The organism is Cryptosporangium sp. NPDC051539 (genome assembly GCF_044454545.1).
GTDB lineage: Bacteria > Actinomycetota > Actinomycetes > Mycobacteriales > Cryptosporangiaceae > Cryptosporangium.
Genome location: NZ_JBITDV010000020.1, coordinates 104371 through 117327, shown reverse-complemented (window position 1 = coordinate 117327; position 12957 = coordinate 104371). Strand labels below are relative to the sequence as shown.

Below are 12957 nucleotides of genomic sequence, written 5' to 3'. Positions count from 1 at the left end.
ATGACTCACTTCGGTCGATTCATCATGGCGTAGAGAACCTTGATGATCTTCCGAGCCGGTCATGCCCGTCTTGCTGCCACCAACAGCGGCGCTTCTACTCCAAACAGGACACCGCTGCGACTTTGCCGGGGCCCTGGGGTGTTCCCACCGTCGCTTGTGGACGAGGTGGTGGCGGCCGAGGGCCGGACACAGAAACGCAGCCGGTTGTTGCCTGCTCGGCTGGTGATGTACTTCGTGCTCGCGATGTGCCTGTTCAGCGGGCAGGGCTACGAGGAAGTAGCCCGGTTGCTGACTGACGGTCTGCGTCGGCGGCGGTGGAGTGGTGGCTGGCAGGTGCCTTCGACCGCCGCGATCTGGAAGGGCCGCCGCCGGTTGGGTGTGGAGCCGGTCAAGGCGCTGTTCGCCCAGGTGTGCCGGCCGGTGGCGGGGCCGGGCACGGCACGGCGCGTTCTACCGTGGCTGGCGTCTGGTCGCGATCGATGGCAGCACGTTCGATCTGCCCGACACAGCGGAGAACGAGGAGGCATTCGGCCGGCCGCCCCGTTCGGGCCGTGGCCTGCAGCGGGTCGCTATCCGCTGGAGGCGGTGCTGAAGCCGATGCCCTGTGCGCTGCTAGATGGTTGATTCCGAAGGTCAGTGGTCGTAGGCGATCAGTGATCGGGTGATCGGTTGGCCGGCGTGGTCGTGTGCCAGATCGCGGCGGTGAGTGCGAGGAGGCGTTGGGCGATGCGGACGCAGACGCCGGTTAGGGTGCGCGCGCCGTGGTTCTCGAGACCGAGCCGGCCTTTCAAGGTCTGAAAGATCGCGGTTTTCGATTGCGGTAGGCCGGAATCAACAGCCGGGTGCCCTTGTCGGTGAGCTGGTGTTCGAACTCGCGGCGCCGGTAGCTCTGGTCCGCGAGAATCGTCTGTCCCGGCCGATCGGTGAGCAGCCTGGGCTCGGTGTCGAACAGGTCGAGCAGGACATCGCGTTCGTCGGCTTTCGCGCCGGCCAGGGCCCAGGTGACCGGAGGCCGGCAGGGATGGCGACCAGGTGCACGCAGAACCAGCGGGAGAGGAAGCTGGTTCCCGGGAATTCCCGCAGGCGACCGCCGTGGAGTCGGCCAGCCAGACGTCGTCGCGCGCCAGAACATGGTGTCGCGAGCCGGCCCGCAGCCAGCAGCGTTCGGAGACGACCTGGAGCAGCGCCTGAGCCACGGCGGCGGTCAGCAGCTCGGCGTCGGAGAACACCAGCGGCCGGCCGCTCGACGGCGGGGCACATGATCATCGATCCATACGTAGAGCGTGGTCAGCAGAGCGTCGAGGTCTTCGGTCACCGCAGACCAACGCCACCCTCCGTCCCATGTCAAGGGCCAGAACGCGTCGACACACCGTTAGGAATCAACCATCTAGGTCGCCGATGTCCGATCCAATCTAGACCGGACGTAGTCGCCGATTGAGCAGCTTCTCCCAAAACTGGACCTTCACTCCACCACGGCGTCGATGCTCCACGTAGAGGTCCGAGGCGGTAGGGCAGTTCTTGCCACTAACGTCCACGCTCACCAAACCCGGGCCTTCGCGCGGCACCTCTACGTCGCCGAACATCCCCATTCGCTGACCCTCCCCGGCAAGGCCGGCTGGACCTGGACTCATCCGTGGGCCAACATCGGCCCGATGAGCGTAGCCAGGGCCCTCATCTCCGAGAGCAACTCGTCAACTGTACCCAGTTGCTTCGGAAACCCGTCGGCCACCTCCAGAGTGAGGGCTCCGATCCCCTCGCCGGAACGGGAGTCCTGGATGACGGTGGCCATCGCCTGTTCATACCGCCGGGACAGCCTTTCCGCCTCCCAGTACTCCAGGTTGCGGGTCACACTCAAGGGCTGATCGTGCCAGGTCCGTTCACCGCCGGCCAGTGCGGTCAAGAATCCGGAATTCCGGAAATCAACTACCTGGACGAGGTGGGATTCATTCAGGACGAGAACTGCTCCGACAATGCCTTTGCCTTTCCTGAACTCGATCCCCGTAGGCGGCAGCTGTCTCAGGTGGAACGAGGCGACACGGTGAAGCTTGGGACGCCAGGCGAGTCGTTGGATCTGGGAGCTGAAAGTCTTCCGCAGGAACCGGCGGAAGGAGATTGGGATCAGGCGACGGTATGGGGCTGGGACCTCCCACACGTGCGCGCTGATCCGGGTCAGGTCGCTGCCCAAGAGTCCTTGGTCGTATGCGTGAACCAACCTGTCCTGCAGCAGGGACTCAATTTCAGCGGCGAGTGGACTGCGATCACTACCGAGCAACCCGCTCACTACTGACAGGAACTGCAGGATCGCCGAGACCGCGACCACCACAGCCAACAACGATGTGAGGATCGGCGGCTGCACCCGGGCATCAAGGGCAGTGATCGAAAGAACATAGGTCGCCCAGCCCAGCAGGGCCGACGTCAGCAACCGCAGCACCGTACGCATCGCTCAGCCTTCTCCCTGCTTCTCGAGGACATCCGACACCAGTCCAAGAACGTCTACTGCTGAGGCCTACTTCAGCGCCCGGCTCTGGCCGCTCGCGCGCGGGCGCGCTTTGCTGAGCGACGGGACGCCCAGCTGACGGCATTGGCTGTTACGTCTGAGCAACTGCCCGCGTGACCCTGGCCGCAGCCGCCGGGCACACCTCGCGCGTAGCCCCGATCGGTTGACAGCCTTGACGTGGGTTCGCCGCAACGGCATCTCGCCTCTGGGTGCATCGCCAATTTGGAGCCTGAGAGGCGACGAGGCATGCCGCAGCCGCACCAATCGTTGTAGCGCCATGGGTTACGCCTCCCCGGGACGAGGTGGGGACCGCTGGAGCGTGTGACGCCGCGAGCGTCCGCCAGAGATGCACGATCCCTGGACATCGGGAGAATTCATCCGCCCCACGACCAACGATGGACTTAACATTTCTCACTACAGGCCCACTACCATGATAAGAGTTCGCCAGTCAGCGCGCGGCGGCCCACGCCCGATGATCAGTCCACTATGTTTCGTATTTTGCTAACTGCACGTCGTCGGAGCGTAATACAATGTCGTTTTTCGTCGTTCACTTCGATCAGTGACGTCACCTGGGGAGCTGAGCAGCAGGTGGAAGCACATCGGCCGCGCGTTCCTTCGGCGTCCGAAGTCGAAGCCGCGCTGCGCTACCTCGGCACGAGAAACCACGGGGCTCTCGTCGATCTTCTCGCACACGCAATCGACAGACCGACAAGCGAAACCGGGTCAGCATTGGCGTCATTGACCGCGCCTACTGCGGTACTCGAGGGCATGCCTCCTGCCGACCGTGCACGTGCCCTCTGGCGGCTCATCCAGGAAGGAATTACGAGTCCAGAGGTCGGCCCTACGTCCCTATCCCGTCGCCGCCGGGTACTGATGTCCGCATTCCGGCTTCGGGATCCAGAGATCGGGCAGCCTTGGGGGCCGTCGCTCTCACAGCGCTTCAAGCAACTTCGTGCGCTGAACGAGGTGTTCGGAGATCCGACCTCTACCCAGCCGATGGAGATAGCCTGGAAGAAGGGCGTGCGTTCGCTGGCCATCTACCTGGCGAGTCGATTCGCCGAGTTGCAGGCTCGGGAGCACTGGACTCCGTATCTACCCAAGCCTCGGGCGTTTCGGCGCCAACCCGGGAGGAGGGCTGATCCGGTCTTCGTCGACTACATGATCACGACGGTGTTCCTGCAAGGCAGGGCATTCGAGCGTCGCATCACCGAACGGCTTATTACCGCCATGGCCGATGGTGTCGACCACTACGTCATGCGAGGCCGCCCGCCACTTCAGGGAAGCGGTCCGGGAGTCATCCTCGGACAGGTCTGGGGGTGCCACGCCGAGGCTGTGCCCTTCGTTCCGCACGGAGAGGTCATCGCCCGGCTCTTCTTCGACCCACTGGTTCAGGGCGAGCGCCACTGGCTCGCCAGCGAACTGCTCAGCTCCGGAACCCCGGACGAAAGACCATGGGTCAACGTACCCGTCAACAACCATGGCATCGCAGCAGGCGAACGCACGGAAGACGGCGTCCCCATCCGCGGGTTGACCGTCCGAGTCGTCTTCGACTCCAGCCATCAGCCGACCCGCGTGTGGTACTACAGCGACCCAGAGGACCGGACCGACCCCCCGACGACAGGCGAGGAGCGTTCATTGTCCATAAAAAATGGCCTCGTCAGCCACACTTTCGCGAACCCCTGCGAGCCGCGCGATCAGGTGGGTATTGCCTTTCGCTGGTAGGAGCACGCTGCACCACGGCCGGCCGTGGTGCACGCATCAAACGAACGTCCTAGGGATGGATCTACTTCGGAACCTGTTCGCCACTATGGATTGGGCTAGATCGCCGCCGCCTGCTTGGCCGGAAGATCCCACGAATCCTCCTGCGCAATCATCGCTATTTCTCCAGCCGCACCAATGTGACATGCGTTAGTCGTTGTCCACGCCATTCCTTTCTCGTCCGCGGCGGCATCCGCCAGCTTGTCACATCACAGTCGGAACTGGAGTGGTTCACTATGCCGAACACCGGGTAAAGCGGCCAACCGCCCGAAGCGTCTGGATCCTATACCAGCATTTGCATATGTCAAACTGGGCATGCCGGAAGTCATGGCACTTCGGATTTTCAGTAGTCTTCGGTACCAAATCTGAGCACGGTTATCAAGATCGGCGCAGCCAGCGGCCCAAGCCGTGAAAGAGCGCCGGGACGGTCGCCCCTGTTCCGCGGACGAATGTCCACAGCTCGGCGTTGTAGTGCCAGCCGGACGGGGTCGCATTGCCTGAACCGATCGCAACCACGGTGTCGTCGTCTCCGGCGAGCACGAGGAGCTTCGGATGGAACGCGCCGCCCCGGCGGCAGACCACTGGCACCGGCAGGAAGTCGACCGGCCCCTCCGACGGGGAGGTGATCCGTTGAGCGTCATAGAACACGCTGGTCACTGCGCCGCCCGCACGGGCTGCTCGCACATACACCTCCTCGACGAAGGACAGGTCGCATGTGTAGGTGAGCACCAGGGCCTCGCGGACGATGGCCGGAGTACGGGCGCGCAAGAGGCTCGGTGGCCCGGCGCCGGTCAACTCCTCCCACCGATCACTTGCGCACCGCGTCGGCGTACGGGCCGCCGGCCCAGGCGTTTCCGGACAGCGAAAGGACCCCAGTTGCTGAATGACGCTGGTGAATACCTCCACCCGTAGCGAGACCGATCCGCTGCCCTCGACGCCTTCCAGCCGGAGCCGATCACCGACGCGTTGGAGCCGTGTGGGAAGCCTCAGCCGACCGTCCGAGCCCCACTGCAGTTCCCGGCGACTCCCCCTCTCGGCCCGATCGAACAGCATGTTGGCCAGCCAGGCCGCGAACTGCGGCAGCGGTTCCGCAGCGCGATGCGTCAGCCGACTGGCCACGATCGACGGACCGAGGTCATCGGCGCCACCCCGGAACGCGGCCCCCGCGACCTCGTCCAGGTGGTCGAGCCGGGCGACTCCTGCGGCCACAATCTGCAACAGCGCCCGGACGTCGTCGTCACCAGACTCGCGGATGAGGTCCCACTCGACAGGAAGCGGTGTGCGCGTAGCTGAATCCACGGTCGAAGGCAGGGCGTTCGGGCTCAGGATCTGTCCGACGGGCACAGCGGGGAGGCGCGGGACGAAGCGGGCGATGACCTGCTCGCGAGTCTGCGGCTGGGCCAGCGGGTTGACCAGAACCGCCCACAAACGCCGCCATGCCCACACCGACCAGTTCCGCCGGAGCGCGCCCCGCCAGGTCAGCGCCTGGCGGTGCAGGTCAGGATCGCCGAGCTGCGTTGCGCAGGTTAGCTGTGTAGCAGCACAACTGCTCCAGCAGATACTCCGCCCCATCAACGGTGGGCTTCCCGTCCAGCGCGCACGAGCAGAGCCGCATTCTGCCGATTCGCGACCGCGTCGGCTGCTTCGATGAAGTCGGCGGCGCGCAGATTTTCGCCGTCCGGCGCATCGGCGACCGCGCACGAACACAACCGATCCAGCTGGCGCGGATCAAACACGAGGGAGCACCGATGCCTGATTCTCATTACTCGAAGGCCAGCTCGTTCGCGGATTGGCTCGTCGAAAGAGCGCCGAACGGGTTCGGAGGAAATTCCGCGCAGTGGGCTGATCCGCTGGTCGAGGACGAGGGACGTCGACGCGTCGAGGATTCGGAGTTGCGGGTCCGCCAGGGTTCCGGGAGTTCACCGACGCCGATCAGGCCGGGCCGCGTCGAGTTCATCGAGAGTTCTCCTTCGATCGGATTCGAGCGTCACCGTCGACGGCTCGATAGACGGCTCGAACGTAGGCGGCTGCGCGTGGTGAGCCGAGAATGTCGGCGCCCATATTGTTCATGGCGTAGCTGATCGTCAGACGCCGATCGAAGTCGACGATCGCCATCGAGCCACCCCAGCCGCCCCAGAAAGCGATCCGGCCGTCCGGGATCCAGGGCAGGGTGCGCTGGTCCGGTAGCGCGAAGCCGATTCCCCACCGCACGTGGAGTCCGTTGACCAGGTCCGGCCCGTTGGACTGCTCGTCGAAGATGAGGTCGACGGTGTCCGGCTTGAGCAATTGGCCGCGCGCCAGCGGCGCCAGGACGTCGGCGACCGACCGGGCGTTGCCGTGTCCGTTGGCGGCGCCGAGATCGGCAGCGCGCCAGGCCGGTGTGTTGGCCGCGCTCGCGTCGACCTGCGGGCCGGTGAAGGTCTTGTACGCGACGCTGTCACGGTCGAGCGTCGTCGGATCGAAATCGACAGCCGACGTGAACACAGTGGCGGCCCGCGCGGCGTCGGCCTTCGGGAGCCCGATCCGGAAATCAGCACCCGACGGGCGGCTGAGATACTCGTCGACGAAGTCGCGCAGCGACGAGCCGGTCAGCCGGTGCACGAGCTCACCGATCAAGTGGCCGTAGTTCAACAGGTGGTAACCGGACGCCGAGCCGGGCGTCCACCACGGCGTCTGGGATGCCATCCGCGCAGCCGCTGAACGGATATCGTACAAATCCTCCAGCCGCGCCGGGTGGTCGAGGCCCGAGACACCCGAGGTGTGGGACATCAGGTGCCGCACCTCGACGTGCTCTTTGCCGCCGGCGGCGAACTCGGGCCAGTAGCGAGCCACCGGCGCATACACGTCCAGTTCACCGGCATCGACGAGGAGCAGAGCAGCCAGGCTGGTCACCGTCTTGGTGATCGACCAGACGTTGACGATCGTGTCCGACTGCCACGGCCGAGTGCGCTCAGCATCTCGATGTCCGCCCCACAAATCCACCACGCGGTGGCCGTCGAGATCCACGGCGAGCGACAGGCCGACCTCGGCCTTACTGCGCAATTGTCGATCCACCGCGTCGCGGACGGGCTCGAACGAGGGGGCAACTGTTCCGTTCAATTCAGTCATGCCACCAGGCTCAAACCTTGACACCAGCGTCAAGGTCAAGCGGTACGGTCGAACCATGCGTATCGGTGAACTCGCCGCCCGGGCGGGCGCGTCCCCACGGCAGGTCCGCTTCTACGAAGCCAGAGGCCTGATCACTTCCACGCGGGAAGCCAACAACTATCGCGACTACACCGAGACGACCCTGGCGCGCGTCCAGCAGATCCGTGAACTCCTCGACGCAGGCCTCTCGACCCAGCTGATTCTGGCGATCGTCCCGTGCCTGGAATCCCCACGCAGCCCGATCGTCTTCGAGGGCGTACTCCCGGAGACGGTGGCCGCGCTCGAACGGGAGCGAGGCCGGCTCTCCGAACGCATCGACATCCTCACCCGCAACCGCGATGCGGTCGCCGACTACCTCAGCGAACTCCAGAAGCACCAGAGAGGCGATCTGGGCGGCGGTTCGACGTATCCCTAGTAAGCCGTAGGAGAAAATGTCATTGGCCGGGGCCTCCCCATCCCCAGGGCGGATCGGGGATCTCCCGCCGCAGCGTCGGCGCGATGTCGGACTGGAACAACTCCAGGCTCTCCCGGTGCTGGGCGTCGGTCAGGCCGCCGGCATCGGCGTGCAGGTGCAGGACGGTGTGGCCGAACTGCTCGTGGTAGCGGTGGACCTTGTCGATCACCTGGGCCGGGCTGCCGATCAGCGCGGACGAGCGCTCGACGAAGTCCTCCAGCGTCGGGAACGCGGGCTGGAGGCCGAGCCGCTGCTGAAATGCCAGCTGGCCCTCAAAGACCGGGTGGTAGGCCTCGATCGCGTCCTGCGAGTTGCGGGCCGCGTAATACCCGGCCGAGCCGGCGCCGACCGCGATCGTGGCCGGGGCGTGGCCGTAGTGCGCCCACCGCTCCCGGTAGTAGCGGATCAGCTCCGCGTACGGCTCGATCGGGGTCGTGACGTTGGCCGAGAAGAGCGGGTCACCGTAACGGGCCGCGAGGTCGACCGACGCCCGGCTGGTCGCCGAGCCGTGCCAGATCCGGATCGGACGCTGGTAGGGCTGCGGCCAGACCTCAGCGTCGAGCAGCGGGGGCCGGAACTTCGTGTCGTAGGTGATCGTATTGTTGCGCCAGAGCTGCCGGAACACCTCGTAGGACTCGGCGTTGCGATCCCACTGGTCCTCGGGCGTGACGGAGAACAGCTCGCGCTGGGCGGCGCCGTTGCCCTTGCCGATGATCAGCTCCAGCCGCCCGTCGGCGAGGTGATCGAGCGTCGCGTAGTCCTCGAACGCGCGCACTGGATCCAGCAGGCTCAGCGTCGTCACCGCAGTGAACAGGCGGATGCGTGACGTGAGCGCGGCCAGATGACTCAGCACCACGGTGGGGGCGGAGGAGATGAACGGGCGCTCGTGCCGCTCGCCGACACCAAAGCCGTCGAAGCCGAGTTCCTCGGCGAGCAAGGCGTTGTCGACGACCTCGCGGAGCCGGTCCTGAGTGGATTTCTGCCGTCCAGTCACCGGATCGGGCGCGTGGACGATGAGCGTGATGGTCAAGAACCTCATGACTCGCTCCTGCCGCGTTAGATCAAGGCCTATATGAATAGTAGGAATAATCTCGCACGTCCGACCTCTGCTCGATCAGCGACGGCAGGAGCTGCCTCCCCAGGTCGTACCAGCGCCGGCGCCGCCATGCCGGCCCGGCGCGGTGAAGAGGTTGCCGTCCAGGACGTCGCCGCCGTCACCGAGGCCGAGCAACCCCTGTTGGCCGACGGACGACTGCCGGTCACGGTCCCTGGCCGCTGCGCCCGCGGACAGTGCGGCGACCCTGGCCTCCGCGTCAGCCCAGGCCTGCGCAGCGGTGTCCCTCACCACCGTCGTCACCCGCCGGCCGAACTCCAGCGGGGGATGCGCCCGACCCAGTTCGTCGGCCAGCCGCCGGAGCCGGGCGATCCGCTCCCCCACGTCGTCCAGCGGCTCGCCCCACAACAGCTGGATATCGGCATCGGCCGCGGCCACTCGCTCGGCCTCCGCGGACGGGCCGCCGAAAGACGGTCGCGGGTGCCATCGTGCGCCGCGGACCATCGGCCGCGGCGCGACCTCGGCGTCGGTCTCGCGGAAATGCTCGCCCGCGAACGTCATTGGCTCCTGCGTCCAGAGCGCACGAACGATCCGCAGGAATTCGGCAGTGCGGGTGTAACGGGCAACTCGACCGATGGGCGGACCGCGATGAGCGGTTGGAACGTCGTAGCCCGGGAGGCCAGCGCGGTGGCCACCGTGAACGAGTCCGGCCGGCCCCGATCGTCACCACGGTGACCGGCGTTGATCTCATTGGGGACGTACCAGAGGTACTCGGCGCTCAGGGTGTCGGGACCTTCCACACCTCCGTTGACGACCACCACGTCGGCAACCAGTTCGAGTTTCGGATTGCTCACAGGCGCTCGTCTTCGGGGAGCTGGATACCCGGCTCATCGGAGACTCCGTTTTCACAACTGGCCGTGGTTCGGCGGAGGGGTGCCGTTGAGCAGGTAGGCGCCGGTGTGGTGGTATTTCCAGTCCACCGGATCGTGCGCGGAGTGGGTGCGGGAATTTCGCCAGTGCCGGCCGAGACCGTACTTCTCGTCGGCGGCCGATGCCCCGGAGAGGGAGCACAGCTCGGAGCTGACCTCGACTGCGATCTCCGACGCGAACGCCTTGGCCTGCGCGACCGCGATCGACCCGCGCGCCGCATCCTCCGCCGACCGGGGTAGCAGCCCGATCTGCTCCAGCGTCGACCCGGCCCGGGCCACCAACGCCTAGCCCTTCGCGTGCTCGCCGACCACGTCGACCAGCTTGCCGCGCGGCAACAACAGGGAGCCGCCCGCGCTCACAGATGGGAACGCTCACATTAGGCCCGAGGCTCCGATTGAGAACCGTCCGCTGGCGGCCGACGCCGGTCCACAGCACCGGCGGTCCGACGTCGTCGCGGTGCTCCGCGGGCCTCTGACGAGGACCGCGGCGGCAGCCACCGGAGCGCAACACGAGGGCCGCCCGGAGCTGTCCACAGTGGCTCAGACCCGCGTCCGTCGGTCGCCGTCACGCCGCTGCGATCGGTTGACGTTAACGTTAACAAAGCGTACGTTTCGAGTCTCCCTAGGTTGCCAAAACACTTCGGATTCGCCGTTCACGAGCTGACCCAACGGCCCACGGGGGGCCTCATGCGCGTCGTCGTCGCCACGGTGGCCCTAGCGGTCATCGGGGTCCTGTCGGTCTCTCTCTTCAGCAAGCTCCGCAGCCGGGCCGCGTTCGGAGAATTCGCGGCCGGTCTGGTCGCGCTCCGCGTGGTTCCCACCCGGTGGGCGCCGCTCGTCGCCGCGCTGTCGATCGCGGCCGAGGCCGCGGTGGCCGGTGCTCTTCTCTGGCCCGGCACAGCCGTGGCCGGCCTGGCCGGCAGCACTCTTCTCTTCGCCGGCTTCACCGCCGCGTTGTCCGTCGCGATCCGGCGGAAAGCCACCGGCGGCTGCCGCTGCTTCGGAGCGTCCAGCACTCCGGTCGGCCGGCCGCACGTGGTGCGCAGCGCACTGCTCTGCGCCGCCTCGCTCGTGGCGCTCGGCGGCGCCGCGGCCACGTCGACCGAACGGCTGAGCGGCCTGCCCGCGGTGCAACTGGTCGCGGCCCTCGCGGTCGCCGGCTTCCTCGTCGTGTCGCTCGTCTGGCTCGACGAGCTGCTCTGGCTGTTCCGCCGCCCTGCTTCCTCCTGACCGGGCGGGCCACGGCACGTTTCCCTCCGGGAGTTCGCATGGCCTTACTATCCGTCGCCGCAGTCGTACCCCTCGTCCTCGTCGGCCCCCGGGGGCCCGAGCTGAGCGCCGTACCGGGCCCGGGATGACCAGGCGCGGGCGCCGCCGGAGTGCGTCATGGTCCACCCGGACGGTCGTCGACCGGCGGTCCGGGTCCGGCGATCCGCGCACGGTGGACGCCGGCTCCCTGGTGCAGGTGTCCCTGCTCGGCCCGATGGAGGTCACCGTCGCCGGGCAGCCGCTCGCGCTCGGTGGCCCCGGCCGCCGCGCGCTGATCGCGGCGCTCGCCCTCGACGTCGGCAGCGTGGTCGGCGTCCCCCTGCTGCTCGAGGCGATCTGGGACGACCGGCCGCCGGTCACCGCGACGACCAAGCTGCAGGGGCACGTGTGTGCGCTCCGCCAGGGGCTGGAACGGCTCGGCGGCCCGGAGGCGGCCCACGTCGTGCGCACCCGGTCCCCGGGCTACGTGCTCTGCACGCCGGAGGCCTCCACCGACGTCGTCGCCTTCGACGCGCTCGTCCGCGAGGCCCGGAGCGCGACGCTCCCGGGCGGCGCGGCGCGGCGCGCGGCCGCCCTCGAGCAGGGGCTGCGCCTCTGGCGCGGAGACGCCTGCACCGACGTGTCCTCCCGCCGGGTGGCCGCGGTCGCCGCGTCGCTGGACGAACACCGCCGGCGGGCCACCGAGGACCTCGCCGAGGCGCGCCTCGCGCTCGGGCAGCACGACGCGGTCATCGACGCGATGCAGTCCCTGGTGCGGCTGACGCCCTACCGGGAGCGGGCGTGGGAGCACCTGATCAGCGCTCATCTGGGACGCGGCGACCTGACGTCCGCGCTCGCGGTGCACGAGCAGCTGTGCCGGATCCTCGCGGGCGAGCTGGGGACGGCGCCGGGGGTACGCATCAGCCGCCTGATCGGCGCGATCCGCCAGTCCGGGTCGATAGCGCATCGTTAGCGGAACGTTAAGGACACGTGTCATGGTCCGTCCGCCCGGCCGGACCGCTGGACCGGCCGGGACCGTCCTTCGCATCGAACGGAGCGAGAACACATGACCAAAACGATCGCCAGGCTGGCGGACCGGATGCTCTCCGTCGTCGTCCCGCGGACCACCGCGATGGCCGAGATGGAGTACCGGTGCGTGCCCTGCTACGGCTCCTTCTACCGCCAGGACAGCCGTTACTGCGCGGGCAGCTGCAGCCAGTGGTACATCGGCAAATGCCACGACTACTACTGCTGATCGGCTCGTGACCGGCCGGCCGCCACCCGTGCGGCCGGCCGGGTCGTCTCCCCCGACCGGAAGGGACACCTCGACGTGACCTACGTCGTTGCCGCGCTCGTCGTGACGAACGTGTTGACGCTGCTGAACCTGCTGCTGCTCTTCGGCGTCATCCGGCGCCTGCGCGAACAGCAGGTCCCCCCGCCCGGCGGCGTGCCGGGCCCGGCCGCCCTGCCCGTCGGAACGCTGGTCGAGGCGTTCGCCACCACCGACGTCGCCGGTCACCCGCTGCGCCGCGACGACCTGCCCCACGGCGCCGTGATCGCGTTCTTCAGCCCGGGCTGCACGCCGTGCGAGGCGTTGCTGCCGAAGTTCATCGCCCACGCCGAGCGCCTGCCCGACGGCCGGCGGAGCGCGGTGGCCGTCGTGGTCGGTGCGTCGGCGGACGCGGCCGGGTACGTGGCCGAGCTGTCGTCGGCGGCTCGGGTGGTCGTCGAGGACGACTCGGGCGGCGTGCTGACGCGGGCGTTCGGGGTGACGGGTTACCCGACCGTGTTCCAGCTCGACGGGGACGGCCGGTTACTGGTCAGCGACGCGTCGTCCGTGGACCGGCTGGCCGTTCCGGCCGCATGACCG

General features: G+C 67.5%; 14 protein-coding genes and 1 pseudogene. 7 read left to right on the top strand and 8 right to left on the bottom strand.

Annotation, left to right across the window (positions count from 1 at the left end):
* The first annotated feature begins 156 nt into the window (after positions 1-156).
* A complete protein-coding gene (locus tag ACIBZJ_RS41155; RefSeq protein ID WP_395939063.1) occupies positions 157-624 on the top strand; it encodes a transposase domain-containing protein in 468 nt (155 codons plus the stop codon).
* A gap of 163 nt (positions 625-787) precedes the next feature.
* Here the strand turns inward: ACIBZJ_RS41155 and ACIBZJ_RS41150 are convergent, their stop codons facing one another.
* Positions 788-1132: a hypothetical protein gene (locus ACIBZJ_RS41150; protein ID WP_395939062.1), complete on the bottom strand. Its 345-nt coding sequence runs from the start codon at positions 1130-1132 to the stop codon at positions 788-790.
* A gap of 495 nt (positions 1133-1627) precedes the next feature.
* Positions 1628-2440, bottom strand: coding sequence for a hypothetical protein (locus tag ACIBZJ_RS41145; protein ID WP_395939061.1), 813 nt, complete (start codon positions 2438-2440; stop codon positions 1628-1630).
* Between the two features lie 930 nt (positions 2441-3370).
* Here ACIBZJ_RS41145 and ACIBZJ_RS41140 point away from each other — a divergent pair.
* Entirely contained in the window at positions 3371-4219 is an 849-nt protein-coding gene (locus ACIBZJ_RS41140) for a hypothetical protein (RefSeq protein WP_395939060.1), read from the top strand.
* 414 nt (positions 4220-4633) lie between these two features.
* Here ACIBZJ_RS41140 and ACIBZJ_RS41135 read toward each other — a convergent pair whose 3' ends face one another.
* The 3 genes from ACIBZJ_RS41135 to ACIBZJ_RS41125 all read right to left on the bottom strand — a co-directional run bounded on the left by ACIBZJ_RS41135 (position 4634) and on the right by ACIBZJ_RS41125 (position 7363).
* Positions 4634-5701, bottom strand: coding sequence for a hypothetical protein (locus ACIBZJ_RS41135; protein ID WP_395939059.1), 1068 nt, complete (start codon positions 5699-5701; stop codon positions 4634-4636).
* Positions 5702-5826: 125 nt separating this feature from the next.
* The gene (locus ACIBZJ_RS41130; protein WP_395939058.1) at positions 5827-5991 is read right to left on the bottom strand and encodes a hypothetical protein; all 165 of its coding nucleotides are present in this window, start codon (positions 5989-5991) and stop codon (positions 5827-5829) included.
* 217 nt (positions 5992-6208) lie between these two features.
* Entirely contained in the window at positions 6209-7363 is a 1155-nt protein-coding gene (locus tag ACIBZJ_RS41125) for a serine hydrolase domain-containing protein (protein WP_395939057.1), read from the bottom strand.
* Between the two features lie 55 nt (positions 7364-7418).
* On the opposite strand from ACIBZJ_RS41125, the gene ACIBZJ_RS41120 reads away from it, so the two are divergent.
* On the top strand, positions 7419-7817 hold the full coding sequence (locus ACIBZJ_RS41120) for a MerR family transcriptional regulator (RefSeq protein ID WP_395939056.1): 399 nt from the start codon (positions 7419-7421) through the stop codon (positions 7815-7817).
* Between the two features lie 19 nt (positions 7818-7836).
* On the opposite strand, the gene ACIBZJ_RS41115 is transcribed toward ACIBZJ_RS41120, so the two are convergent.
* The 3 genes and pseudogenes from ACIBZJ_RS41115 to ACIBZJ_RS41105 form a co-directional block, all read right to left on the bottom strand.
* Positions 7837-8895, bottom strand: a complete 1059-nt coding sequence (locus tag ACIBZJ_RS41115) for an LLM class flavin-dependent oxidoreductase (protein ID WP_395939055.1) — start codon at positions 8893-8895, stop codon at positions 7837-7839.
* 99 nt (positions 8896-8994) lie between these two features.
* Positions 8995-9692: pseudogene (locus ACIBZJ_RS41110) on the bottom strand (LLM class flavin-dependent oxidoreductase); the annotation flags it as partial.
* Positions 9693-9815: 123 nt separating this feature from the next.
* Entirely contained in the window at positions 9816-10118 is a 303-nt protein-coding gene (locus ACIBZJ_RS41105; RefSeq protein WP_395939054.1) for an acyl-CoA dehydrogenase family protein, read from the bottom strand.
* Positions 10119-10526: 408 nt separating this feature from the next.
* Here ACIBZJ_RS41105 and ACIBZJ_RS41100 point away from each other — a divergent pair, with 408 nt between their 5' ends.
* The 4 genes from ACIBZJ_RS41100 (at position 10527) to ACIBZJ_RS41085 (ending at position 12954) form a co-directional block, all read left to right on the top strand.
* Positions 10527-11069: a MauE/DoxX family redox-associated membrane protein gene (locus ACIBZJ_RS41100; RefSeq protein WP_395939053.1), complete on the top strand. Its 543-nt coding sequence runs from the start codon at positions 10527-10529 to the stop codon at positions 11067-11069.
* A 124-nt stretch (positions 11070-11193) separates the two neighbouring features.
* A complete protein-coding gene (locus ACIBZJ_RS41095; RefSeq protein ID WP_395939052.1) occupies positions 11194-12060 on the top strand; it encodes a BTAD domain-containing putative transcriptional regulator in 867 nt (288 codons plus the stop codon).
* A 93-nt stretch (positions 12061-12153) separates the two neighbouring features.
* On the top strand, positions 12154-12342 hold the full coding sequence (locus ACIBZJ_RS41090; protein WP_395939051.1) for a hypothetical protein: 189 nt from the start codon (positions 12154-12156) through the stop codon (positions 12340-12342).
* A 75-nt stretch (positions 12343-12417) separates the two neighbouring features.
* Positions 12418-12954, top strand: coding sequence for a TlpA family protein disulfide reductase (locus ACIBZJ_RS41085; protein ID WP_395939050.1), 537 nt, complete (start codon positions 12418-12420; stop codon positions 12952-12954).
* Positions 12955-12957: the final 3 nt, after the last annotated feature.

Excerpts from the sequence above, each read along its gene's own strand:
- ACIBZJ_RS41150 (WP_395939062.1), bottom strand. The coding sequence starts at position 1,132 with ATGTTCTGGCGCGCGACGACGTCTGGCTGGCCGACTCCACGGCGGTCG.
- ACIBZJ_RS41145 (WP_395939061.1), bottom strand. The coding sequence starts at position 2,440 with ATGCGTACGGTGCTGCGGTTGCTGACGTCGGCCCTGCTGGGCTGGGCG.
- ACIBZJ_RS41140 (WP_395939060.1), top strand. The coding sequence starts at position 3,371 with ATGTCCGCATTCCGGCTTCGGGATCCAGAGATCGGGCAGCCTTGGGGG.
- ACIBZJ_RS41125 (WP_395939057.1), bottom strand. The coding sequence starts at position 7,363 with ATGACTGAATTGAACGGAACAGTTGCCCCCTCGTTCGAGCCCGTCCGC.
- ACIBZJ_RS41120 (WP_395939056.1), top strand. The coding sequence starts at position 7,419 with ATGCGTATCGGTGAACTCGCCGCCCGGGCGGGCGCGTCCCCACGGCAG.
- ACIBZJ_RS41115 (WP_395939055.1), bottom strand. The coding sequence starts at position 8,895 with ATGAGGTTCTTGACCATCACGCTCATCGTCCACGCGCCCGATCCGGTG.
- ACIBZJ_RS41100 (WP_395939053.1), top strand. The coding sequence starts at position 10,527 with ATGCGCGTCGTCGTCGCCACGGTGGCCCTAGCGGTCATCGGGGTCCTG.
- ACIBZJ_RS41095 (WP_395939052.1), top strand. The coding sequence starts at position 11,194 with ATGACCAGGCGCGGGCGCCGCCGGAGTGCGTCATGGTCCACCCGGACG.
- ACIBZJ_RS41090 (WP_395939051.1), top strand. The coding sequence starts at position 12,154 with ATGACCAAAACGATCGCCAGGCTGGCGGACCGGATGCTCTCCGTCGTC.